Below are 22763 nucleotides of genomic sequence, written 5' to 3' on the forward strand. Positions count from 1 at the left end.
AATTCCCCCTTTTATCAGATCTCCTGAACAGCACCTTTTGAGGCGGAAGATACAAGTTTCGCATATTTTCTTAGGAGTTTTGATTTCACTTCTTTTTGAAGAGGTTTGAAGTTTTCAAGCCTCTTCTTAATTTCTTCTTCCGGAACCAGAAGTTCCAGTTTTCTTTCAGGGATATTAAGGTATATTTCGTCTCCATCTTCTATTATACCTATGATACCGCCTTCAGTAGCTTCCGGTGAGATATGTCCAACGCAAGGGCCGTGCGTTCCCCCTGAAAATCTTCCATCTGTTATGAGGGCAACAGATTCTCCAAGTCCCATTCCCATAACAGCAGCAGTAACTGCTAACATTTCTCTCATGCCGGGACCGCCTTTTGGCCCTTCATATCTGATAACTATCACGTGCCCCGGCTTTATTTCTCCGTTCATTACGGCTTTCATAGCGTCTTCTTCACAGTTGAAAACTTTTGCTGTTCCTTTAAAGATTTTCATTTTGTCACTTACGGCACCCTGTTTGATAACAGCACCTTCTGGAGCAATATTTCCGTAGAGAATCGCCAGACCACCTTCTTTCTTGTATGGGTTGTCCATTGGTCTTATTACATCTTCATCAAATATTCTACCACTTGATGCAATTTCTTTAATGAATTTGCCTGAAACGGTTGGATTGTCTTCAATTAATGTTTGCAATCTTTTTAAAACTCCGGGAATTCCACCGGCGTAGTGAAGGTCTTCCATAAGATATTTTCCACCAGGCCTCATGCTGCATATCTTGGGAGTTTCACGACCTAAGTCGTCAAATAGTTTAATATCAAAGGGAACTCCTGCTTCGTAAGCAATAGCGGGAAGGTGAAGAACGGTATTTGTTGAGCCACCAAGGGCAAGGTCAACTCTTATTGCGTTTCTGAAGGCTTTAGGCGTTAAGATGTCTCTTGCCTTTATGCCTTTTTTTACAAGTTCTACAATTTTTTCACCTGAAGCTTCTGCGATCCTTTTTTTTTCGGCAAGAGGTGCTGGCGATGTTCCACAGTAGGGAAGAGACATTCCTAAAGCTTCGGTAAGGCATGCCATTGTGTTTGCTGTGAACATTCCCTGACATGCACCTGAAGATGGACATGCTGTTTGTTCATACTCCAGAAGCTCTTCTAATGTTAGCTCTCCAGCTTTGTATTTTCCTATAGCTTCAAATGTGTGAGTAACGAGGTCTAACCTTTCTTTTCCTCTTCTTCCGGCAAGCATCGGTCCTGCTGTTACAATTATTGCGGGAATATTCACTCTTGCCGCTCCCATTAGCATACCGGGAGTTATTTTGTCGCATGCTGTTAGAAGAACTATGCCGTCAAGCTGATGTGCATTAACAACATCTTCAACAGAGTCGGCTATGATTTCCCTCAAAGGAAGAGAAAATCTCATTCCTTCATGTCCCATTGCTATGCCGTCACATATAGCTGGGACTCTAACAATAAAAGGAGTGCCGCCGGCGGCAGCAACTCCTCTTTCTATGAATCTTTCAAGAGCATACATGTCAGCGTGGCCTGGTACAAGGTCGGTATAACTTGAAATTATTCCAATTAAAGGTTTATCAATGTCTTCTCTTCTAATGCCTGTTGCCATCATTAGTGCACGAGCCGGAAGTTTTTCAAATTCTCTTAAAACATCACTTCTCATTACTTTTAGCCTCCTGAGCCTTTTTAATAAGCATTACCATCTCATCTCTAAGCCTTAACCTTTCCTTTTTCATCCTGTCGAGTTCGGCTTCTTCAGATGGTGTTAGGAAGGCTTTCTTTTCTAATTTATCTATAATGTCGTCGAGTTCCTGATGTTTCCTTTCAAGTGTTGCGAAGTGGTGGAACTTTTCCCTGGCCAGTTTTTTCAGGTTTTCGTCTCTGTACATCTTTTACCTCCGTGGGGTTTATTTTGAGCATTAAAACAAGAGCATTGTCTCCGTTTTTATAGTAGTTTTTTCTAACGGCTACTTTTTTGAAGCCAAAGAGCTGGTAAAGTTTTAGTGCAGGTATGTTTTTTTCTGATACCTCTAAAAAGATAGTGAACGGTTTCTGTAAAGAAGCAAGTTCATCTATAATGGAGGCCATAAGTGCTTTTCCGATACTCCTTTTCCTGTAGTTTTTGTCAACTATAACAGCATGTATTTCAACTTCATTCTCTAATATCCAGTATAAAACAAAACCGACAATTTTTCCATCGGTTAGAGCTACTTTTCCAGTGTATAGTTGAGAAAAGAAATCCCTTTTTACATTACCAGTGTAAGTTGAAATTTGTCTCAAGAGTTTTTCCACTTCTTCCAGATCTTTAATCTGCCATGTTCTTATTTGAAGGTTTTGCATCCGGTTGCCTTATATAAATGGGTTCAAGGGAGTTTCTGAAACCGTATTTTGCTGCGTAGAGGGCCGCATTTAGTGCGATTGACGTGTTTGCTGTTTTTTCTATTAATCTGTTCGAAGAGTGTATGTAATTTCCTATCTCGGAATTGGACGTGTAGTTGCCGGTAACTATTAGATTGCCAGGGATGTTTTCTATCTCTTCTATTACTTGCTGGATGGTTAAGTCTTTTGGTTTTACGATTACTTCGTAACGGTTGCGGCAGTATATATAGTATTTGTTTTTTCTTCCTTCCATGATTACAAATACTGGTGTTTTTTCATTCAGGAAACTAAAAGATAAAGCTTCCAGCGTTGAGACCGTTCCGATTTTTTCATTTCCGAGGATTTCTTTGAAAGCTTTTGCAAGAGATAAACAGATTCTTATACCGGTGAAAGAACCGGGTCCTGCGGTAAAAATTATTAAGTCAATGGGTTCGAATCTGTTTTTTCCTGTCCCTAAAATAGAGTTAAGCGCTTCAAATACTTTTGATATATGTTCCTTTGGTGAGTTCCAGCTTCTTGACAACAGGACACTTTTGTCATCGATGAGAGCGACACTTCCAAGAGGCAGACAAGTATCAACACCTAGAATTTTCATCCAATTTACCACCCATCAGTTAATATTGGTTTATCCTTATAAATTATACCAATTTTTTTGGAAGAATTCATAAAAATTGTTCTTCAATTTCATTTATTATTTTTCCGATAATATTTGTTGACAGTAAGAAATAGTCTGGATTTAGTTTCAAAATTTCGTTCTCAAAATTAATTATATCGCTTGACAACAGAGTTTGGAGAACTGAACTTTTTCTAACGGCAGATAAGAAAATATTTTTTTCTTCAGGATTCAGTTTAATTCCTCTGTTTTTTCTCAATCCCATTGCAATCTTTATTTTAACAAATTCTTTATCGTTAAAAGTCAGATTCTCTTCAAGTATTGGGTTTCCAGAAAGTATGCCTTCCTTGTATTTTTTATAATCACTGATGTTTTTAAAGTATGTTTTTGAAAGCATTGAAGCGGCAGAAGGTCCTATACCAAGATAACTTTTTAGTTTCCAGTATGCAAGGTTATGTTTACATTCAAATCCTGGCTTGGAGAAATTTGATATTTCGTATTGAGCAAATCCTTTGTTTTGCAATATTTTTGTGGTTTTCCCGTAGTATTTGCTGAATTTTTCTTCTGAAGGTAATTCTAATCTGCCTTTTTTAACCTGTTCGTAGAATGGAGTTTCTTCGTAGACTGTGAGTGCATAACAGGATATGTGAGTTATAGGAAAATCGGTAGCCGTTAAAAGATCTTTTTCCAGATTATTTTCATCCTGACCTGGTATGCCAAACATAATGTCTACCGAGACGTTGTTAAATATAGAAGTTGCTGTATGTAAACTTTTGAGTGCTTTTTCAGAATCGTGCCTGCGGTTAAGCATTTTTAGGAGTTTTTCCTGAAATGTTTGAATACCGATACTGATTCTATTTATACCTGCTGATTTTAAGGCTTTTAAATATTGAAATGTAACATCGTCAGGGTTTATTTCCACTGTTATTTCTTTTGCTGACGGAAAAATATTCAATATTGATTCAAAGAAGAATGGCGGCATGAGTGAAGGAGTGCCGCCGCCAAAATATATTGTTTCGGGCATAACTGTAATTTTTCTTATTTCAAGTTCTTTCTTGAGTAGATATAAATAATCCTCAGCATTGGCTACCTCTATAGTCGAAAAAAAGTCACAATACGAACATTTAGTTCTGCAAAATGGAACGTGGACGTATAAGTGTTTTACTATCATCTTATTTAAAACTATATGAGACAGTAATTACTGGAAACGGTATAAAGTCGGCTCCGAAAAATTTGCTGAAGAAGTAAACACCTCCGCCTATGGAGAAAGCTCCGTTTTCTCCCGTAGGATCATCTCCGTTCGGAAGATCGTATTCTATTCCTCCGCCGAAATATGGGTAGATTATTGTTGCCGTTCCACCTTCAAGGTAAGGATGAACTGCCTGCAATTCGTCGTTTACTGTAAAGTAATATCTGAAACCAAATCCTAGCCCTGCTGTTACACCGTAAAGATATTTAGGAGCTCCGTTACCGTCTCTTTCCAGCCTTCCTGCAAATATTGTGTCAAGGCCGACACGCCACTGATTTCCTGGTAGATTAATGGTGGTTTGTGTTTCGTTTTCGGCCGCATAACAGGTTGTGTATAGTGCAGACATGGCTATTAATGTGATAGCTCCTGTGATCAATGCTTTTTTCATGATTCCTCCCGTTAAAATATTCAGTAAAAGTTATAATTGCATTATAGGACTGTCATACTATAAATATGGGGGGTTTTTGAAAATGGACAATAGAAATGTTCTCTGGTTAAGGGATGTAACTTTGAAAGATGTGCACCTGGTAGGAGGGAAAAACGCTTCTTTAGGAGAAATGCTTAACGTTCTTTCTTTTAAAGGAATAAATGTGCCGGATGGGTTTGTGGTAACGGCTAATGCCTACTTCAGATTTATCGATTTTAATAACCTTCGTGAAAAGATAGAAGAAGTGATAGCTTCCATAGATGTGAAAGATGTTGAGGATTTGCAGCGCAAAGCCGGTGTTATAAGAGCGCTTATTAGGGAGGGAAAGTTTCCTGAAAAAATGGAGAGGGAAATCCTTAGTTATTATCGAGCGCTTGGTGAGAAGTATAACATGGAGAATGTAGATGTTGCAGTACGTTCTTCTGCAACTGCTGAGGATCTTCCAGATGCCTCTTTTGCCGGACAACAGGATACTTACCTGAATATAAAGGGGGAGTCTGCCCTCCTTGATGCAGTTAAAAGATGTTTTGCTTCATTATTTACCGCCAGGGCTATTTCTTATAGAGAAAGTTTTGGATTTGATCATTTTAAAGTCGGAATTTCCGTAGGTATTCAAAAAATGGTTCGTTCTGATCTTGGTGCTTCTGGTGTTTGTTTCTCTCTCGATACAGAGACAGGATTTGAAAATGTTGTTTTGATAACAGGTATTTATGGGCTCGGAGAGTTGATTGTTGGTGGAGAAGTGGTTCCTGATGAATTTCTGGTATTTAAGCCGACTCTAAAGAAAGGATATAAAGCCATAATAGAAAAGAAGCTGGGAGATAAAGAGAAAAAGCTTATATATACCGATGACGGTGAAGGAACAGTAGTGGATATTGTTCCAGAGAAAGAGAGAGAAAAGTTTTGTCTTTCAGATGAAGAGGTTTTGAAGCTGGCTGACTGGGTTTTAAAAATAGAGGAGCATTATTCCAATCTTTACGGTCGCTGGTGTCCGATGGATGTTGAATGGGCAAAGGACGGGATAAGCGGGGAGTTATTCGTGGTCCAGGCTCGTCCTGAAACTGTTCAGTCAAGAAAAGATAGAAGTAAATTGACCGTGTATAAAATAGAGCTTTCTCCTGAAGAAAAAAATAAAAAATTACTTCTTAAAGGTACTGCTGTTGGAAGCAAGATAGCATCGGGAAAAGTGAGGAAGCTTTCCTCTCCGGAAAATGCATCTTCTTTTAATGAGGGTGAAATTCTTGTTGCTGAGATAACTGATCCTGATTGGGAACCTATAATGAAAAAAGCTGCAGCTATTATTACCGAAAGAGGCGGAAGAACCTGTCATGCTGCTATTGTTGCAAGGGAACTTGGTGTTCCTGCAGTTGTTGGAGCAAAAAGTGCCCTTGATGTCTTAGAGAATGGGCAAACTGTGACGGTTTCCTGCGCGGAAGGTAGTGACGGTTACGTTTATGAGGGGGCAGTTCCTTATTCGGTAGAAGAAGTTGATATCTCTGAAATTCCTGAGGTTAAGACTCCTATAATGTTTAATGTTGCTACTCCAGACAAAGCCTTTGAACTTTCGTTTTTGCCTAACGAAGGAGTAGGCCTTGCAAGGGAGGAATTCATAATAAATAACTATATAGGAATTCATCCCCTTGCGCTGATCCATTTTGATTTTATTGAAAAAGAGGATTCAGAAATTGCAGAGTTGATAAAAGAAAAGACATTCGGATATGACAATCCGGTCGATTACTATGTCGATAAACTTTCTTATGGTATTGCCAAAATTGCTGCGGCATTTTATCCTAAGCCGGTAATAGTAAGATTTTCCGATTTTAAATCTAATGAGTACGCAAACCTTTTAGGTGGATCCCATTTTGAGCCTAAGGAAGAAAATCCTATGCTTGGTTGGAGGGGGGCTTCAAGATATTATTCTGAAAAATTTAAAGAGGCTTTTGGTCTGGAGTGCATTGCTATAAAACGTGTCAGGGAAGAGATGGGACTTGACAATGTTATTGTTATGATTCCGTTTTGTCGCACTCCCGAAGAGGGCAAGAAAGTGCTGAATGTTATGGAAGAGTATGGCCTTGAGCGTGGCAAAAACAGCCTTAAAGTTTACGTTATGTGTGAAATTCCGTCCAATGTAATTTTAGCTGAGCAGTTTTCCGAAATCTTTGATGGCTTTTCAATAGGTTCGAATGATCTGACACAGTTAACGCTTGGTCTTGACAGAGATTCCGAGCTTGTTGCTTCCATATATGATGAAAGGAACGATGCAGTTAAGTTTATGGTTGCCACAGTTATAGATAAAGCCAAAAAGCTTGGACGAAAAGTGGGTATATGTGGACAGGCTCCTTCCGATTATCCTGAGTTTGCCGAATTTCTGGTGGAGAAAGGGATAGATACAATTTCTATTAATCCTGATGCTCTTTTGAAAACAAGAAAGGCTGTGGCTGAAATAGAACGGAAACTGAAGCTGGATTAATTTGACAGGCGGGTAGCTCCCGCCTGTATTTTGAAGATTGTGATAATCTCCGAAGTTTTGACACTTCTCGTTTATTGGTGTATCTTTAAACCACCATGAAAAAGTTCAGAATTAATACCATTATAGTTGGATTTATATTTTTAACAGTTTTTACCTGCGGTGAAACACCAGCAGAAGTCCTTTCTTCTGTTAACTTTTCCGTTGAGCAGATAGAGGTTGTTAATAACAAAAGAGATTTGAAAATTAAATCAGAAAAAAGTGTCTTTTTACCTATTAAGCAACTTTTCAAAGATTATAAAGAAAATTATGGTTTTTCAGATGTTTACACTCAGTTTTCTTTCTGTTCTTTTGCGATAAAATCCTTGCCTCCCAGAGCTTCTCCGCTTTCTTAATCAGGGTTTTCAGTTTTTAACTTAAATCTTAAATGAAAAATCAGGAGGTTTTAAATGATAGATATTGTCCTTACTAAGCTTTTTGGTAGCAAGAACGAAAGAGTTGTTAAAAAAATGAGGCCTATTGTTGAAAAGATAAACGCATTGGAGCCGGAATTTGAGAAGAAAAGTAAAGAAGAACTTCAAGCTCTTACGGCAAAGTGGAGAGAAGAGCTTTCAAAAATAAAAGATGCGAAAGAGCAATTTAAGTATATGGATAAGATTTTACCTGAAGCTTTTGCAGCAGTTCGTGAGGCAGCAAAAAGAACTTTAGGTATGAGACATTATGATGTTCAGCTTATAGGTGGTATGGTCCTTCATCAGGGGAAGGTTGCCGAAATGAAAACAGGTGAAGGGAAGACCCTTGTTGCTACGCTTCCTGTATATTTAAATGCACTTGCCGGAAGAGGCGTTCACGTTGTTACAGTTAACGATTACCTTGCCAAGAGAGATGCCGAATGGATGGGACCTGTTTATAACTATCTCGGTATAACGGTTGGCTATCTCCAGAACAATATGGAGAAACCGGAAAGAAAAGAGATGTATATGAAAGATGTAACTTATGGAACGAACAGTGAGTTTGGATTTGATTATCTCCGTGATAACATGGCGTTTTCAAAAGATGAGAGAGTACAGAGGGATCTTTTTTATGCGATAGTTGACGAGGCAGATTCTATTCTTATTGATGAGGCTAGGACGCCGCTTATTATTTCTGGACCTTCAGAAGAAAATGTCGATATCTATTACATAGCAGATTCTATTGTTAGACAGCTGAAAAAAGAAAAACATTTTACGGTTGATGAGAAAAACAAGACAGCTGTTTTAACCGATGAAGGAATCAGGGAAGTTGAAAAGATAGTTAGTAAAATGACGGATATAAAGGACTTTAACCTTTATGACCCTAAATTTGCCGATCTTCTTCACGGTATTATCCAGTCTTTGAGAGCTCATCATTTGTTCAAAAGAGATGTGGATTATGTTGTAAAAGATGGGAAGGTGATCATAGTTGATGAATTTACTGGAAGAATAATGCCGGGGAGACGCTGGAGCGATGGACTCCATCAGGCGGTAGAAGCGAAAGAGAAAGTAAAAATAGAAGCAGAAAACCAGACACTTGCGACTATAACCATTCAAAACTATTTCCGTCTATATAAAAAACTTGCCGGAATGACGGGAACTGCCGAAACGGAAGCGGCTGAACTTAAAGAAATCTATGGACTTGATGTTGTTGTTATTCCGACTAATAAGCCTGTTATAAGAAAAGATCATCCGGATGTTATTTACAAGACAATGAAAGCCAAGTATGATGCTGTTGTTAAGGAAATTGAGAAGAACTATAAAGTGGGAAGACCTGTTCTTGTTGGGACCAACTCTATTGAGGCTTCTGAGTATCTTTCAATGCTATTAAAGAAAAAGGGTATTCCTCACAACGTTCTTAATGCCAAGTATCATGAAAGAGAAGCCGAAATCGTTGCTCAAGCGGGGCGGCTCGGAGCTGTTACGATAGCTACAAACATGGCTGGTCGTGGAACGGATATTCTGCTTGGTGGTAATCCGGAATACATGGCAAAACAGGAGCTTAAAAAGCGTGGAATAACGCCAGAGAAAGTCGGTGAAGAGAAATATGAAGAGCTGCTAAAAGAAGAGACGGAAAAATTCAGAAAAATAACGGAAGAAGAAAAGAAAAAGGTAATAGAACTTGGCGGACTTTATATTATTGGAACGGAGAGAAACGAAGCTCGCCGTATAGATAACCAGTTAAGAGGTCGTGCAGGAAGACAGGGAGACCCGGGAGAATCAAGATTTTTCCTTTCTCTTGAAGATGATCTTTTAAGGTTGTTTGGTTCTGACAGAATTAAGAAATTAATGGAAATGATGAATGTTCCCGATGATGAGCCTATAACTCACAAGATGGTTTCAAAGGCTCTTGAAAATGCCCAGAAACGTGTTGAAGATCAGAACTTCCAGATAAGAAAGAGGCTTTTAGAGTATGACGAAGTTTACAACGTTCAGAGGAAGGTAATCTATGAGCAGAGAAACAAGCTCCTTGACGGAGAAGATTTCAAAGAGGATATTCTCTATATGATTGAAGAAGTTGTCTGGAAGCTTATAGATCTTTATGCTCCTGAAAATATTGTTCCTGACGAGTGGGATTTTGAAGGTTTGAAAAAGGCGCTGGAATTACGTTTCGGCCTTGAATTTGTTATTCCGTCATCATTTAAAGAGCTTATGGAAATGAAGGTTGAGGGGGCGGTTGACGAGAGAGATAAGCTGTTCCATCTGATCTATGACAGGCTCGTTAAAGAGTATGAGGAAAAAGAGAAACTTATAGGTAGCCAGCAACTCAGAGAAATAGAAAGGCTAATAATGCTTCAAACGCTTGATCATTACTGGAGACAACACCTGAGGGCTCTTGATCACATCAAGGAGAGTATCGGATGGAGAGGATATGCTCAGAAAGATCCGATTGTTGAATTCAAGAAAGAGGCGTTTATCCTGTTTGAGGAGCTTATTTCTAACATAGAGGATGCTACGGTTGACGGTATATTTAACTACTTCAAATATGTGGAAAGCCAAATGGAGCAAAATGAAAATAAGGCCTGAAGCTGAAAAGGTTTTAGGCCTTTACAAAACTGTTAATTTATGTTATGGTTAATGTGGGTTAAGGGAGGGAAAATGATGAGGAAATTAATGCTAACGGTGGCTTTACTCGTTCTGCCAGTAGCTGCAAGGGCAGATTTATATATAGTGAAAAGAGGCGATTCCCTCTATAAAATAGCCCGCAAATATCACACAAGTGTTGAGACGATAAGACGTCTAAACGGTATAAGGGGAAAACTTTTAAGACCCGGCCAGCGATTAATTGTTCCCGGAAGAAGTCGATTTGCGAAGCCAAGGAAAAGTGTTGCTACTATTAACTTGCTTGAGAATGAAGCGAAAGAGCTTTCTACGGAAGTTTCAGAGAAAGATCAGGCTATAAAAACGCTTTCCGAACTTAATTCCCAAGATATCTATTCCATAACTGATACAATAGAAACGGAATCAGAACTTCTGTCAGATGCAATATCAACGCCTCTTAATGTTTCTTATGATAACTGGAGTCTTTCTATTTTAAATCTTCCTCAGTATAAAAGTTCTTTGCTAAAGATACTGGCGAGCATATTTAAACGTTACAAGAATACACCTTACGTATTTGGATACAACAATCCAGCTATGGGGCTTGATTGTTCTTCTTTTACCATGAGAGTTTACAGAAAATTGGGAATTCATCTTCCGCGGACTGCGCGAGGGCAGTTTAACGTAGGAGTGCCTGTTGATAGGGAGCATTTGAAAGTTGGTGATCTGGTATTTTTCAGAACTTATGCAAGATTTCCTTCCCACGTTGGTATTTATATAGGTGACGGAAAGTTTGTCCATTTTTCATCCTCAAACCATGGTCTTGCTATTTCTTCTCTTAATAGCAGATATTTCAGGAGAAGATTTATCGGAGCCAAGAGAGTGTTAAGTGAGAAAAAAGTGAGAGAGGTGGTGGCAAAGTTAAAAGGAAGTTTACGATAAACTGCAGGATAAAAACAATAAAAACACTGCAAAAAAGGAGGTAAGCGATGAACACAAGACAGCTCTTAAAAGTGGCAGTTTTGACTACCGTTGCAGCAGTATCTTTCTCAATGCCGGTAAAGGCACAGGTTAATGTAACACCGGAAGATTATAGGGTAGCTCTTTCTCTTCAGAAGGTTATTGAATCTGTGGCAGAGAAAGTAAGACCTGCAGTTGTCGATATTACATCTGTATCAACTGTTAAGTTCCAGCATCCTGCTATTCCGCCTGAGTTCAGGGATTTTTTCAGACAGTTCGGCTTTCCTATGCCTCAGTTTCCCGATATGCCGAAAGAGTTTGAAAGGAAATCTCTAGGTTCAGGGTTCATAGTGAAGGTTAAGAATGGCTGGGCTTACATTTTAACCAACAATCATGTTATAGATAAGGCCAAAAAAATCCGTGTAAAACTTTACAACGGAGATGTTTATACCGCAAAGGTTGTCGGTGCTGATCCAAAAACGGATGTTGCCCTTATAAAGATTAAAGTCGGCAACAAAAAGGTTCCTGTCGCAAAGCTCGGAGATTCTGACAAAATAAAAATAGGAGAACTTGTTATTGCTATAGGTAACCCTTATAGATTAGATGGTTCTGTGACTCATGGAATTATTTCCGCAAAAGGAAGACATGGCCTTGGATTGAATCCGATAGAGAACTTCATACAGACAGACGCTGCAATTAATCCCGGTAACAGCGGAGGACCTCTCTGCGATATTTACGGTAACGTTATAGGTATTAACACTGCTATAGTTAGAAATGCTCAGGGCCTTGGTTTTGCAGTGCCTATAAACATAGCGAAGAAAGTTATGCATGATCTTCTTAAATATGGTAAAGTTATAAGGGGATGGCTGGGGGTTTATATTGAAGATGTTTCTCCTGATGTTGCAGCTAAGTTCGGTATAAAATCAGGAGTTATTGTTACCAAAGTTATAAAGGGGAGCCCTGCTTCAAAAGCCGGGCTGAAGAGCGGTGATATAATCGTTACTTATAATGGTGAGCAGGTAAAGGGAGTTTCTGATCTTCAGCTTAAGGTTGTTAATACAAGGCCCGGTGATAGGGTTAGACTTGGCATAATCAGAAACGGAGAGAGAGAAACTATCACAGTTAAAATAGGACAGATGCCTCAGCATGAGATGATTGCTGATGCACTATCAACGCTTGGCCTTTCCGTTCAAAAGCTGACTCCTGAGCTGAAACAAAAGCTCGGTATTCCTGAGAATATTTCAGGGCTTGTAGTAACAGATATTAAGCCCGGTTCACCGGCCGATGATGCGGGATTGCAGGAAGGAGATGTTATCGTCAGTGCCGGAACAAAACCTCAAAATCTTAAGCCTGTGAAAAGCGTTGAGGCTTTTGCAAAGCTTGTTGAAAAAGCCAAAGATAGCGGTGTTTTGTTGAAAGTTTACAGAAACGGGTTCTCTTTCTTTGTTGTTTTGAAAGCTGAAGAATAATTTACGGGGCTTACGCCCCGTTATTTAACAAATAATTTTTAATATGTTAAAATGCTTTAGGCGGAGGACTTGGAAATTTGAGGTTATTCATATAAAATTCCCCTTTGACTTTAAAAGTTTTCCGAAGGAGTGCAATTATGGGAGAAAAAGAGTTTATTTTTGGAGATGATGAGTTTTTACTTGAAAATATAGATGATGAGAATAACCCTTTTGGTGATGCTTCTGTTTTGAATGCAGAAATAGACCCTTCTCTTATAGAATCTTTTGTTCCTGATAAAGATTCCCTTGATGCTTTCCTTAAAGCTATTTCAAAAATACCTCTTCTGTCAAGGGAAGAAGAACTTGAATACGCAAAAAGAGCAAAAGAAGGTGATCAGGAGGCTCTTAAAAAGCTTGTAGAATCAAACCTGAGATTTGTTGTAAGTGTTGCCAAAAAGTATCTCGGCTGTGGATTGCCACTTCACGATTTAATTGCTGAAGGAATTTTAGGGCTTATAGAAGCTGCCCGCCGTTTTGATCCAGATAAAGGGGTGAAATTCATTTCTTATGCCGTCTGGTGGATAAGACAGTCAATTATGCAGGCGCTTGCCCAGCAGACTGGAGCGGTTAAGATACCTGTGAAACAGGCCGTTTTGGTTAACAAGATTACGCGTTCTTACGGTGAACTTCTCAAGAAGTTAGGGAGAGAGCCGACAACAGAGGAGCTTGCCAATTATCTTGGAATGGAAGCTAAGGATATAGAGAGACTTCTTACCGTTTGTCAGGTTCCGCTTTCTCTGGATACGCCTGTTGGAGACGAAGAGGACACTACTTTTAAAGATTTCTTGAAAGGGGAAGGCACTGCTGAGGTAGAAGAAAAGGTTGTTCAGGAAGAGCTGAGACACAGCATTAAAGAAATGCTTGAACAGCTTACCCCTCAGGAAAAAAGAATTATCATTATGCGTTTTGGACTTGACGGAAACGATCCTAAAACTTTGAGAGAGATTGGAGAAAAGCTTGGCATTTCAAGAGAAAGGGTAAGACAGCTTGAGACAAGGGCAAAGAAAAAGATGAAAGAGTATGCTCTTAAAAAGAAATTGAATGTCTTTCTTAATTGATAAATCGGGGCTGTTATTTCAGTCCCGTTTCTTTCTTGAGTTCTTCTACTTCTTCAGCAGTAAGGAATCTGTATTCTCCTTCCGGTAGGTCTCCTAATTTTAGCGGTCCGAAAGCAATTCTCTGAAGTTTTAATACGGAGTGTCCCACGCTTTCAAACATCCTTTTTACCTGATGATATTTACCTTCCTTGATTTCTATTTCAACTTCTGAAGTTTTTCCTTCCTTTAAAATTTTTACACGTGCCGGTTTTGTTGTGAAATCACCAAGATTTATACCTCTTTCAAGTCTTTCTCTTTCTTCTTCTGAAAGTTTCCCTTTTACTATTGCAATGTATGTCTTTGGAACTTTCCATTTTGGGTGGGTAAGTCTGTGAGCAAGCTCTCCGTCGTTTGTTATGAGAAGCAAACCTGTTGTATCTTTGTCTAATCTTCCAACTGGAAAAAGGTTTTCAAATCTCGGGATATTACATACAAGTTCCATTACGGTTAGTTCTTTATCTTTTGTTGAAGTTATGTATCCTTCCGGTTTGTTGAGCATTATGTAAAAATCGTTTGTGTGAAAAACATCTTTGCCGTCAACGGTTACGTTGTCTGTTTCAGGATCTAACTTAAATGAAGGATTTTTTACGGGGACACCGTTTACTTCGACGATGCCCCTTTTTATTATCTGCTTTACCTCTTTTCTTGTTCCGTATCCGCTTTCAGCAAGAAAGCGGTCCAGCCTTATTTTAGAAACCATAACCAAGCCTTCTCAGATAGTCTGCTCTGTCTCTCCAGTCTTCTTTTACTTTTACCCACAGTCGAAGGTATACCTTTTTGCCTAATATCTGTTCAAGTTCCTGTCTCGCAAGAGTTCCTATCTTTTTGAGCTTCTGGCCGTTTTTCCCTATTATTATTGCCTTTTGAGATGGTCTTTCTACGATGATGTCAGCATCAATTACCAGCATATCTGGATTTTTATCTCCAGGTTCTATACTTAAAACGTTTACAGTAACTGCATGGGGGATTTCCTGAGATGTAAGAAGCATTATCTTTTCTCTGATTATTTCGGCAACATACTGTTCAAGGGGTATATCAGTTACCATGTTTTCTTCATAATACTTTGGTCCTTCCGGCAGGTTCTCTACAATGAGGTCAAGAAGCCTGTCAAGGTTTGTTCCTCTTGCAGCCGATATCGGTATTATTTCGTCAACAAACGGATATTTTTCGTTTATTTCTTCAATGAGTGGTAGGAGTTCTTCTTTAGGAACGCCGTCTATTTTGTTAATAACCACGAAAACCTTTGTTTCTTTTCTTTTCGTTTCTCCGATCCTATCGAGAATTTTTTTGTCGGCTTCTGTTAATCCCGTTCTTGCATCTATGAGAAAAAGGATAATATCGGCGTCCGGTATAACGCTAAAAGCTACCTCGTTCATATACCTGTTAAGTTCGAACTTTTCTTTGTGAATTCCGGGTGTGTCAAGGAAAACAATTTGTGCGTTATCCAGATGCTTTATGCCTATAATTCTGTGTCTTGTTGTTTGTGGTTTATCCGTGACTATTGCAACTTTCGTTCCAAGGAAGCTGTTCAAAAGTGTTGATTTTCCTACGTTAGGTCTTCCGAGAATTGCAACGTAACCTGACTTAAATGGTGTTTCACTCAAAGTTTCCTCCGTTTATTCGTTTAAGATTTTGTCTACGTCTAATTTAATCTGTTTTTTAAGCTCTTCAATAGAGTTAAATCTTCTCTCTTCTCTGACGAATCTTTTAAAGTCCACTTTTACAAGTGCTTGTTTTTTTATTTCCAGTTTCTTTCCTATTACATGAACTTCCAGAATTGGTTTTTCTCCATTAAAGGTGGGTCTTGTTCCAAAGTTTGCTATGCCTTTAAATGTTTTTTTGTTATATGTCAATTCAACTTCATATACTCCAAAAGGCAGCAGAAGTTTTTTCTCAGTTTTAACATTTACAGTTGGGAATCCAATGGTTTTTCCTATTCCCTGTCCTTTAACAGTGACACCCATGGTGAAAAATTTAAAGCCAAGGAGATGATTCGCTTTTTCTATACTTCCCTGCTTTAAAAGCTCTTTTATCCATGATGTGCTGATTTTTCTGCCGTTTTCCTCTACTGGTGGAACAGGAATGACTTTTATACCATACTTTTTCCCCAGTATTTTTGCTGTTTCTACGTTACCGCTTCTTCCCTTTCCGAACCGCCAATCAATACCTACAACTAAATATGTGCAATTACAGGTTTTCAAAAATGCAAAAAATTCTTCGGGGGTAAGATTTTTTATTTCGTCAAATTTTATATTGTTCAATTTCACATTGAACTTTTCTGCAAGGTATTCCCTTTCTTTTTCTGTAAATAGCAGATTATCACTGTTGGGAGGAGGCCATATTGAAAATATTTCTACAATCTTGGCTAGTTTTCTTGCGTCTTCTATCAGTTTTTGATGTCCTCTGTGAAAGCTTTCAAACTTCCCTACTATGCATGATTTCATTGGCTATCCTTTCTCCAGAACTTGTGCCTATTCTATCAGCGCCAGCTTCTATAAATTTTACGGCATCATCAAGGTTCCTTATGCCGCCTGACGCTTTTACTTTTGCTTTCTTTCTTGCTATCGTTTTTAAAAGTTTTACGTCTTCAACGGTAGCACCATACTTTCCGTAGCCCGTTGATGTTTTCAGAAAGTCCCAGCCTGTATCAACGGCAATCTGACCTACGGTAATTTTTTCTTCTTCTGTTAGATAGCAACATTCCATTATTAGCTTTATAATCTGTTCTTCACTGATTTCTCTAACTCTTATTAGTTCTTTCTCCAGTTTTTGCCATTTTTTCTCTTTTACGAGAGATATGTTTAGGACAATATCAAGTTCGCTAGCTCCGTCGCTTATGGCTTTTTCGGTTTCAACGATTATGGAGCGAAAAGAAACTCCGTGAAGAGGAAAGCCGATGACCGTTGCTATTTTTTCCGACGGCAAAAGTGTTGATGCGAGTTTCACATGTTTAGGTAGTATGCAGAGTGTTGCGAAATTGAATCTCCTTGTAAGTTCGGCACCTTTTACTACATCGTCTTCTGTTGTGGTTGCTTTAAGGATTGAATGGTCTATCTTTGAAAGTATCTCTTTCATCACGGTGTCTCCTTGAAATTTAGAAATATTATAACCTTATTGAGGGAGGAAATAATGAGATTAAACAGATTTTTATCATACGCAGGTTTCGGTGCAAGGAGAAAAGTTGAAGAACTTATTAAACAGCAAAGAGTAACTGTTAACGGGGAAGTTGTTGATTCTCCGGCAGTTGATGTTGATCCAAAAAAAGATGTTGTTCAGGTTGACGGTGAGAGAGTCAGGCTTCCTAAAAAGTTTGTTTACCTTCTGTTTAATAAGCCACAGAGTGTTTTAACTACAATGGAGAAGGTAGAGGGAGACAGAAGAACAACGGTAAGGGATTTTTTCAGAAAGTATCCTGTCAGAATTTTCCCCGTTGGAAGGCTTGATTACAATACGGAGGGGCTTCTACTTATGACAAATGATGGAGAGCTTGCAGACAGGCTAATGCATCCAAGATACCATGTTCCTAAAACGTATATTGCTAAAGTAAAAGGTAGGGTGACTCCAGCAGAGATAGAACGGATGAAAAAGGGAGCAAAATTGGAGGATGGATTTGTTAAACCGTTGTCGATTAAATATCTTAAACCAAGCAGGACAGGAAAAAACACTTACCTGGAGATAACAATAGATGTCGGTAGAAATAGAATAGTTAGAAGATTTTTTCAAAGATTTAAACATCCTGTTCTTAAATTAAAAAGAATTAGCATAGGATCTTTGAAGCTTGGGAATTTACCGAGAGGTTATTACAGGGAGCTGACAAGGGAGGAAGTTGAGAAACTGAAAGAAGCAGTAGGTTTGAAAGAGGGGGACTAATCCCCCTCGATAAACTTTTATTCCGGTTTTTCAGGAAGCACTTTGACAGGTTTGATGTATTCATCGGTATATTTTTTCGTGTCGTAGACTTTGAGCTGATCGAACAGAAATCTAAACTTTGCTTCTAGTGCGTCTAATATGTTTTCTTTTATGTCTGACGGTAGATCCCAGAACCGCTTTTTGAACGGTCCAAATCCCTTTTTTCTAAGCTTGTAAATAAACTGTTCTTCTGTCCAGTCCTCTTTCCACTCGTTGGAGAAGTTTTCTTTCAGGTATACATAAATTTCTTTTTTCATTTCTTCAGGAAGGTGATCGTAAATTATGTTCTGAAATCCCGTTGCAAGATGTATTTCAGAAGCTTTCACCTCAGGAAACTTATGGAATAGTTCGTCCGGAAGTGTAGATGCACCGTGCTGAACGGCACCTGACATACTGTATTTTTTCCTTGCCACTTTACCAATGGATTCAAGAACTGAAAAATCAAGTTTAACTTTTGCTACGCTTCCATCAGGGAGAGGAATACCACCGTGTTCTGTTCCTGTTTGGACGCTGATTTTACTTATGTAAGAGAGATTGTCTCCATATTCTTTTAAGGTTTTCAGGTATCCTTCCATGAAAGCTTCAAATTCTTCCGGTGTAGAGTTTTTACCACCGATATGTCCTATTTCACCACCGACTGAGACTGTTATTCTTTCTGGTTCGATTTCCCTTATGAATGCTGTCATTTTTGCGGTGTTAAGGTAGTTGTGATACTGTTGCTCTGTAAGTGTTGGTTTTGAGTAGTCAACAAGTGTTGAAGGATCAATGTCAATGTTGTAAAAGCCAGCTTCTATAGCTTCTCTTGTTAAATCCTGAATTGCTTTAAGCTCTTTTTCAGGATCCTCAAAGTAATTTTTTGCCTTAAACTGGAAGTGGTCTCCCTGTATAAAAACAGGACCTTTGTAACCTTCTTTTACTGCAGCAGCAAGAGCACATGAGGCATACTCTTCAGGCCTTTGATACGTGTAACCTATTTCGGATTTTGCAATCTCAAGGATGAAGGCTGTCATATCTTTCTCAACAGCGATTTTGAAAATTCTTCTCATAACGTCGTAAGACATACCTCTTATGTTCATTGCAGGAACAGTGAACCATCTGTCCAATTTTTCTTTTCCCATCCCGTCTATGTAAAGATCATGGATGGATGCAGGGATTGCTCCAAAATCAAGGGCAATTGCTCTGATTAGCCATCGGCTAAATCGCTTTGCTTCCTCATCTCCGAAAACGGCTGTGTAAATTAGATCGTCAATAATGCCTTTCCTTAGAGCCTCTTCGTTGAGTATTTTTACTTCTTTGTCGTTGACTTCAACGATACCTTTAAGAGATTTTTTAATCTCCTCCACATTTAAAGCTTTCATAACTTACCTCCCGGCTTTTAAATTATTGAAACTGCATAGTTTATTTTAATATAGATTGCTATAATTTTCTTCTGTTTATCAATCTATTTCCAGGGAGTTGGCTTATGTATGAAGTTAAATTTAAAGGAAGTTTAAAAGGCACCTTGAGAGTTCCATCAGATAAATCTATCTCTCACAGGTCTATTATGCTTGGTTCTATTAATGATGGAGAGGTGGTTGTTAAAAATTTTCTCCGTTCGGAAGATTGCCTGAATACTCTTAAGGCTTTTAAGGCATTGGGCGTTAACATAGAAGACAACGAGACTCTTATAAAGATACACGGTAAAGGTAAGTTTTTGAAAGAACCTTTTGATGTTCTTGATGTAGGGAATTCAGGAACTTCAATAAGATTAATATCAGGAATTCTCGCCGGTCAGCCATTCTATTCTGTTCTTACCGGTGATAGATATCTGAGAAAAAGGCCTATGGACAGGATAGCTATTCCGTTAAGAATGATGGGAGCTACCATTTTAGGTAGAGAGAACGGGAAATATCCTCCTCTTACTATTATTGGTAAGAATCCACTGAACGGTATTGATTACAAAAGTCCTAAAGCAAGTGCACAAGTTAAATCTTGTATCCTGCTCGCGGGACTTTTTACAGATGAAGAAGTAAAAGTAACTGAACCTGCCAGGAGCCGCGATCATACGGAAAGGATGCTTAAAGCGTTTGGAGTAGATGTTGAAGTTGACGGATTGACAGTTTCATTGGGGAAAAACAGGGTATTAAAAGCTGATATGGAGATAGATGTTCCTGCGGATATTTCATCTGCGGCATTTTTTATGGTTGCTGCTGCAATTGTTCCGGGATCTGAGATTATTTTGGAAGATGTAATTCTTAATCCGACAAGAACGGGTATTCTTGATGTTATGGAGAAAATGGGTGTGAATTTTGAAATTATTAATAAGAGAGTGGTCTCTGGTGAAGAAGTAGGGAATATAAAGGTATCTTATTCTTCTGAATTAAAAGCCATTTCAATTTCAGGAGATATAATTCCGCGTTTAATAGATGAAATACCAATAATTTCTATTTTGGCTACGCAAGCGGAAGGAAAAACAGTAATTAGAAATGCAGCAGAACTCAGAGTAAAAGAAAGCGATAGGATAAAATCAATTGTTTCCAACCTTAAGAATTTAGGAATTAACGTGGAAGAATTTGAGGATGGATTTATGATACAAGGAAAATCTAAAATTGCCGGCGGAGAAGTTAGTGGTTTTGGGGATCATAGAATAGCTATGTCATTTTTAATCGCTTCTTTAATTTCTGAAGATACAATTTATATTGATGATATAGATTGTATAGCTACATCTTATCCGAATTTTTTGAGTGATTTAAAATTTCTATTAAAGTGATGCTCTTGACATGTGAAGAAAAAATTTCGTAACATTACAGATGAGAAATGCTGAAAAGAATAGATTTACAGATTTGTTTTAATGATAGAATTAGGGGATGAGGAATGATAAATCTTGACAGTATAATTGGGGTTTTTACCGGAAGAAAAGTTCTTTTTACAGGTGTTGATATAGGAACGTCGAGTATAAAAGTTTGTAAATTAAGGGAAAGAAAAGGACTTTATAGCGTTGTTAATTACGGAAAAACCGAATATGAAGAGTCATATATAGTCGGTACCGAAATTATTGATTTTGTTTCTCTTTCTGCTAAAATGAAAGAAAGTGTGCAGACTGTTGCTTCTGATACAAAAAATATAGCTGTTCAGGTTCCCCTGTCTTTGTGCTTTTACACTGTTATAAGTGCTTCTCCAACAGAAAATCCCGATAAGATTGCCTCAGAGCATATCAGGGGGATTATTTCTGAAGATGATCTAGATAAAGTAGTTGTCAAATATCAGACGTTGCCCGTTTCCATCTCTGATGATCATATTGATATAGCTATTGCTGCAGTTAAGAGGGATATACTTGAAGAGTATATTGCTCTTGCAGAGAATGCAGGTCTGAAGATTCAAGTTATAGATATAGAACCTTGTGCTATTAACAATCAATTCTATCTTAACTATCCAGATAAAGTGATTGATTGTGTCTGTCTTGTAGATATAGGGGCGACATTTACAAAAATAATTATAAGTTACGGGGGATATCCGTATCTTACCAGAAATGTTGAGATGGGAAGTAACACTATAACTGAGCAACTTCAGAAAGAATACCTGATAAGTTATGGGGAAGCTGAAAGGTTGAAATTTGGTTATGATCTGGAGTCTATTTCTTACGAAAAGGCTCTGAATGAGGTTATATCAAAAATAATAAGAAAAATATCAACAGAGATAATCTGGGCTATAGATAACTTTAATGATCGTTTCGGAAGGAATGTGGAAGAAATCTATCTCTTCGGTGGCGGTGCAAAACAGAAAAATCTTGTTTCTCTTTTAAAAAGTTTTACCAATAAAAAAATTGAGCTCGGGGAGCCCCTTTACTTTAGTGGGATTGAGGGGGCTCAAGAATATGCCGTTTCTTGCGGACTAAGTCTAAGGTTTAAGGGTGACGAACATGTTAAGGTTTAATTTCTTAGAAAAAAAAGAAACATTTGTAGAGAAGCTTCTGAAACCCGATGTAATTTTGGCGGTTTTACTTGCTCTTGCACTTGCAGGAGGATTAAGCTGGTATACGGGACAACTTAAAATGCAGGAAGCTACTTTAAAGCAGGAAAATGCCAGGCTGGATAAAGAACTGGCAAGGTTGAAGAAAATTCAGCGGGAAGAAAAAAGGCTTATTAAAACAAGGGAAACACTTCAAAAGAAACTTCAAGTAATAAGTGAATTGGACAGAAAAAGAGATGTTCCTCAGTATATCTACTTTTTCGCCGATAGAAAAAATGTTCCTTACGGGGTATGGCTTACTGGATTGAGACAGTCAGGAGATAATATCTTTATTGAAGGTGGCGCTTACAATCTTAAATTGGTTTCTACTTTCCTCAAAAACATTGAGCAGGGCCTTGGATCTGTGAAGTTCCGCCAGACGAGTTATGAAGAGTATAAATCTAAGGATACCGGGAAGACCTATCATTATTACAAATTCCAGTTTAACGTGGAGATGAAGTGATGGCATTTGAAGGATTACTTGATGATTTAAAAGATAGGTGGGCTGAGATTCCTAAATGGCAGAAATGGATAGCTTATGTAGTAGTTTTGATAATTGCTGCTTATGTGTATAAGATGAATGTTATTGATCCTATTAATCTCAAAATAGAGCAATTAAAGAGACAAATATCTCAAAAGAGGGTTAAAGTAACCAGACTTCTTGCTGTTGAAAAAAGAAGGAATGAGCTTAAAAAAGAGATAGATGAATTGGAAGCAAAAATAGCTGCTCTTGAAATCAAACTGCCTACAGGTAACGAGGAAGTCAGTGACATAATTAAGTCAATAGCAAAAAATACCGGGAATACAGAGATAGGTTTAATTAAAAGAGGTAAGGAGCAGAACAAAGAATACTATAATCAGATTGATTACACAGTTGTTATGAAAACAAGATTTCCGAACTTTATTGCCTGGTGTGAAAGTCTCGTTAAAGCTAATCGTATAATGACCTTTGGCGATATGTCAATGGTAGGGTTGACTCCTGAAAAGAAGAAGATGACGATAGAAAAACTATTTAAAGGAAAAGAACAAAAAAAAGAGAAAGAATATTATTCTTATAAATATACTGTACAGGTTAATCTTAATTTAAATGCTTATACGCTTAAGAGGTAACAG

General features: G+C 38.1%; 22 protein-coding genes. 11 read left to right on the forward strand and 11 right to left on the reverse strand.

Annotated features, from left to right (window positions below):
• Nucleotides 1-14 precede the first annotated feature (14 nt).
• The 6 genes from ilvD to BLW93_RS00880 all read right to left on the reverse strand — a co-directional run bounded on the left by ilvD (nt 15) and on the right by BLW93_RS00880 (nt 4633).
• Nucleotides 15-1667: a dihydroxy-acid dehydratase gene (ilvD, locus tag BLW93_RS00855; protein WP_076712221.1), complete on the reverse strand. Its 1653-nt coding sequence runs from the start codon at nt 1665-1667 to the stop codon at nt 15-17.
• The gene (locus tag BLW93_RS00860; RefSeq protein WP_076712222.1) at nt 1657-1893 is read right to left on the reverse strand and encodes an HP1242/YdcH family protein; all 237 of its coding nucleotides are present in this window, start codon (nt 1891-1893) and stop codon (nt 1657-1659) included. The genes ilvD and BLW93_RS00860 overlap by 11 nt, the downstream gene beginning before the upstream one ends.
• The gene (rimI, locus tag BLW93_RS00865; RefSeq protein ID WP_076712223.1) at nt 1829-2344 is read right to left on the reverse strand and encodes a ribosomal protein S18-alanine N-acetyltransferase; all 516 of its coding nucleotides are present in this window, start codon (nt 2342-2344) and stop codon (nt 1829-1831) included. Before rimI ends, BLW93_RS00860 begins: the two co-directional genes overlap by 65 nt.
• The gene (gene tsaB, locus BLW93_RS00870; protein WP_076712224.1) at nt 2310-2978 is read right to left on the reverse strand and encodes a tRNA (adenosine(37)-N6)-threonylcarbamoyltransferase complex dimerization subunit type 1 TsaB; all 669 of its coding nucleotides are present in this window, start codon (nt 2976-2978) and stop codon (nt 2310-2312) included. The genes rimI and tsaB overlap by 35 nt, the downstream gene beginning before the upstream one ends.
• Before the next feature lie 67 nt (nt 2979-3045).
• Nucleotides 3046-4167 (reverse strand): radical SAM family heme chaperone HemW, encoded by a 1122-nt coding sequence (gene hemW / locus BLW93_RS00875; protein WP_076712225.1) that lies wholly within the window; start codon nt 4165-4167, stop codon nt 3046-3048.
• Nucleotide 4168: 1 nt separating this feature from the next.
• On the reverse strand, nt 4169-4633 hold the full coding sequence (locus BLW93_RS00880) for a hypothetical protein (protein WP_076712226.1): 465 nt from the start codon (nt 4631-4633) through the stop codon (nt 4169-4171).
• Between the two features lie 82 nt (nt 4634-4715).
• On the opposite strand from BLW93_RS00880, the gene ppsA reads away from it, so the two are divergent.
• The 6 genes from ppsA to BLW93_RS00910 all read left to right on the forward strand — a co-directional run bounded on the left by ppsA (nt 4716) and on the right by BLW93_RS00910 (nt 13715).
• Nucleotides 4716-7142 carry a pyruvate, water dikinase gene (gene ppsA / locus BLW93_RS00885; protein ID WP_144443976.1) on the forward strand — a complete coding sequence of 809 codons (2427 nt, stop codon included), beginning with the start codon at nt 4716-4718 and terminating at the stop codon, nt 7140-7142.
• Between the two features lie 95 nt (nt 7143-7237).
• Complete coding sequence (locus BLW93_RS00890) at nt 7238-7534, forward strand: hypothetical protein (protein ID WP_076712228.1); 297 nt, start codon at nt 7238-7240, stop codon at nt 7532-7534.
• 54 nt (nt 7535-7588) lie between these two features.
• Nucleotides 7589-10177 (forward strand): preprotein translocase subunit SecA, encoded by a 2589-nt coding sequence (secA, locus tag BLW93_RS00895; protein WP_076712229.1) that lies wholly within the window; start codon nt 7589-7591, stop codon nt 10175-10177.
• 72 nt (nt 10178-10249) lie between these two features.
• Nucleotides 10250-11131 (forward strand): C40 family peptidase, encoded by an 882-nt coding sequence (locus BLW93_RS00900; protein WP_245791971.1) that lies wholly within the window; start codon nt 10250-10252, stop codon nt 11129-11131.
• 47 nt (nt 11132-11178) lie between these two features.
• A complete protein-coding gene (locus BLW93_RS00905) occupies nt 11179-12618 on the forward strand; it encodes a Do family serine endopeptidase (RefSeq protein ID WP_076712231.1) in 1440 nt (479 codons plus the stop codon).
• A gap of 137 nt (nt 12619-12755) precedes the next feature.
• A complete protein-coding gene (locus tag BLW93_RS00910; RefSeq protein WP_078058046.1) occupies nt 12756-13715 on the forward strand; it encodes a sigma-70 family RNA polymerase sigma factor in 960 nt (319 codons plus the stop codon).
• Between the two features lie 13 nt (nt 13716-13728).
• Here BLW93_RS00910 and BLW93_RS00915 read toward each other — a convergent pair whose 3' ends face one another.
• Genes BLW93_RS00915 through deoC form a run of 4 tightly spaced genes read right to left on the reverse strand, consistent with a single transcriptional unit; the run spans nt 13729 to nt 16829 of the window.
• Nucleotides 13729-14454 carry a pseudouridine synthase gene (locus BLW93_RS00915; protein WP_076712232.1) on the reverse strand — a complete coding sequence of 242 codons (726 nt, stop codon included), beginning with the start codon at nt 14452-14454 and terminating at the stop codon, nt 13729-13731.
• Nucleotides 14444-15358 carry a GTPase Era gene (era, locus tag BLW93_RS00920; protein WP_076712233.1) on the reverse strand — a complete coding sequence of 305 codons (915 nt, stop codon included), beginning with the start codon at nt 15356-15358 and terminating at the stop codon, nt 14444-14446. The genes BLW93_RS00915 and era overlap by 11 nt, the downstream gene beginning before the upstream one ends.
• A gap of 12 nt (nt 15359-15370) precedes the next feature.
• Nucleotides 15371-16198 carry a riboflavin biosynthesis protein RibF gene (gene ribF, locus BLW93_RS00925; RefSeq protein ID WP_076712234.1) on the reverse strand — a complete coding sequence of 276 codons (828 nt, stop codon included), beginning with the start codon at nt 16196-16198 and terminating at the stop codon, nt 15371-15373.
• Nucleotides 16170-16829: a deoxyribose-phosphate aldolase gene (gene deoC, locus BLW93_RS00930; protein WP_076712235.1), complete on the reverse strand. Its 660-nt coding sequence runs from the start codon at nt 16827-16829 to the stop codon at nt 16170-16172. Before deoC ends, ribF begins: the two co-directional genes overlap by 29 nt.
• A 54-nt stretch (nt 16830-16883) precedes the next feature.
• Between deoC and BLW93_RS00935 the strand changes: the two genes are divergently transcribed.
• On the forward strand, nt 16884-17624 hold the full coding sequence (locus BLW93_RS00935; RefSeq protein WP_076712236.1) for a pseudouridine synthase: 741 nt from the start codon (nt 16884-16886) through the stop codon (nt 17622-17624).
• 17 nt (nt 17625-17641) lie between these two features.
• On the opposite strand, the gene BLW93_RS00940 is transcribed toward BLW93_RS00935, so the two are convergent.
• Nucleotides 17642-19021 (reverse strand): class II fructose-bisphosphate aldolase, encoded by a 1380-nt coding sequence (locus BLW93_RS00940; RefSeq protein WP_076712237.1) that lies wholly within the window; start codon nt 19019-19021, stop codon nt 17642-17644.
• Nucleotides 19022-19125: 104 nt separating this feature from the next.
• Here BLW93_RS00940 and aroA point away from each other — a divergent pair, with 104 nt between their 5' ends.
• From aroA to BLW93_RS00960, 4 genes are all read left to right on the forward strand, one after another.
• A complete protein-coding gene (gene aroA / locus BLW93_RS00945) occupies nt 19126-20412 on the forward strand; it encodes a 3-phosphoshikimate 1-carboxyvinyltransferase (protein WP_076712238.1) in 1287 nt (428 codons plus the stop codon).
• A gap of 104 nt (nt 20413-20516) precedes the next feature.
• The gene (pilM, locus tag BLW93_RS00950; protein WP_076712239.1) at nt 20517-21575 is read left to right on the forward strand and encodes a pilus assembly protein PilM; all 1059 of its coding nucleotides are present in this window, start codon (nt 20517-20519) and stop codon (nt 21573-21575) included.
• On the forward strand, nt 21562-22113 hold the full coding sequence (locus tag BLW93_RS00955; protein ID WP_076712240.1) for a PilN domain-containing protein: 552 nt from the start codon (nt 21562-21564) through the stop codon (nt 22111-22113). The genes pilM and BLW93_RS00955 overlap by 14 nt, the downstream gene beginning before the upstream one ends.
• Nucleotides 22113-22760 carry a type IV pilus inner membrane component PilO gene (locus tag BLW93_RS00960; RefSeq protein WP_076712241.1) on the forward strand — a complete coding sequence of 216 codons (648 nt, stop codon included), beginning with the start codon at nt 22113-22115 and terminating at the stop codon, nt 22758-22760. Before BLW93_RS00955 ends, BLW93_RS00960 begins: the two co-directional genes overlap by 1 nt.
• Nucleotides 22761-22763 lie beyond the last annotated feature (3 nt).

The sequence above is a fragment of the Desulfurobacterium indicum genome (assembly GCF_001968985.1).
GTDB classification, from domain to species: Bacteria; Aquificota; Aquificia; order Desulfurobacteriales; family Desulfurobacteriaceae; genus Desulfurobacterium_A; species Desulfurobacterium_A indicum.

What these genes read in the sequence shown, in the direction of transcription:
- ilvD (WP_076712221.1), bottom strand. Translation starts at nt 1,667, where the DNA reads ATGAGAAGTGATGTTTTAAGAGAATTTGAAAAACTTCCGGCTCGTGCA.
- BLW93_RS00860 (WP_076712222.1), bottom strand. Translation starts at nt 1,893, where the DNA reads ATGTACAGAGACGAAAACCTGAAAAAACTGGCCAGGGAAAAGTTCCAC.
- rimI (WP_076712223.1), bottom strand. Translation starts at nt 2,344, where the DNA reads ATGCAAAACCTTCAAATAAGAACATGGCAGATTAAAGATCTGGAAGAA.
- tsaB (WP_076712224.1), bottom strand. Translation starts at nt 2,978, where the DNA reads ATGAAAATTCTAGGTGTTGATACTTGTCTGCCTCTTGGAAGTGTCGCT.
- hemW (WP_076712225.1), bottom strand. Translation starts at nt 4,167, where the DNA reads ATGATAGTAAAACACTTATACGTCCACGTTCCATTTTGCAGAACTAAA.
- BLW93_RS00880 (WP_076712226.1), bottom strand. Translation starts at nt 4,633, where the DNA reads ATGAAAAAAGCATTGATCACAGGAGCTATCACATTAATAGCCATGTCT.
- ppsA (WP_144443976.1), top strand. Translation starts at nt 4,716, where the DNA reads ATGGACAATAGAAATGTTCTCTGGTTAAGGGATGTAACTTTGAAAGAT.
- BLW93_RS00890 (WP_076712228.1), top strand. Translation starts at nt 7,238, where the DNA reads ATGAAAAAGTTCAGAATTAATACCATTATAGTTGGATTTATATTTTTA.
- secA (WP_076712229.1), top strand. Translation starts at nt 7,589, where the DNA reads ATGATAGATATTGTCCTTACTAAGCTTTTTGGTAGCAAGAACGAAAGA.
- BLW93_RS00900 (WP_245791971.1), top strand. Translation starts at nt 10,250, where the DNA reads ATGATGAGGAAATTAATGCTAACGGTGGCTTTACTCGTTCTGCCAGTA.
- BLW93_RS00905 (WP_076712231.1), top strand. Translation starts at nt 11,179, where the DNA reads ATGAACACAAGACAGCTCTTAAAAGTGGCAGTTTTGACTACCGTTGCA.
- BLW93_RS00910 (WP_078058046.1), top strand. Translation starts at nt 12,756, where the DNA reads ATGGGAGAAAAAGAGTTTATTTTTGGAGATGATGAGTTTTTACTTGAA.
- BLW93_RS00915 (WP_076712232.1), bottom strand. Translation starts at nt 14,454, where the DNA reads ATGGTTTCTAAAATAAGGCTGGACCGCTTTCTTGCTGAAAGCGGATAC.
- ribF (WP_076712234.1), bottom strand. Translation starts at nt 16,198, where the DNA reads ATGAAATCATGCATAGTAGGGAAGTTTGAAAGCTTTCACAGAGGACAT.
- deoC (WP_076712235.1), bottom strand. Translation starts at nt 16,829, where the DNA reads ATGAAAGAGATACTTTCAAAGATAGACCATTCAATCCTTAAAGCAACC.
- BLW93_RS00935 (WP_076712236.1), top strand. Translation starts at nt 16,884, where the DNA reads ATGAGATTAAACAGATTTTTATCATACGCAGGTTTCGGTGCAAGGAGA.
- BLW93_RS00940 (WP_076712237.1), bottom strand. Translation starts at nt 19,021, where the DNA reads ATGAAAGCTTTAAATGTGGAGGAGATTAAAAAATCTCTTAAAGGTATC.
- aroA (WP_076712238.1), top strand. Translation starts at nt 19,126, where the DNA reads ATGTATGAAGTTAAATTTAAAGGAAGTTTAAAAGGCACCTTGAGAGTT.
- pilM (WP_076712239.1), top strand. Translation starts at nt 20,517, where the DNA reads ATGATAAATCTTGACAGTATAATTGGGGTTTTTACCGGAAGAAAAGTT.
- BLW93_RS00955 (WP_076712240.1), top strand. Translation starts at nt 21,562, where the DNA reads ATGTTAAGGTTTAATTTCTTAGAAAAAAAAGAAACATTTGTAGAGAAG.
- BLW93_RS00960 (WP_076712241.1), top strand. Translation starts at nt 22,113, where the DNA reads ATGGCATTTGAAGGATTACTTGATGATTTAAAAGATAGGTGGGCTGAG.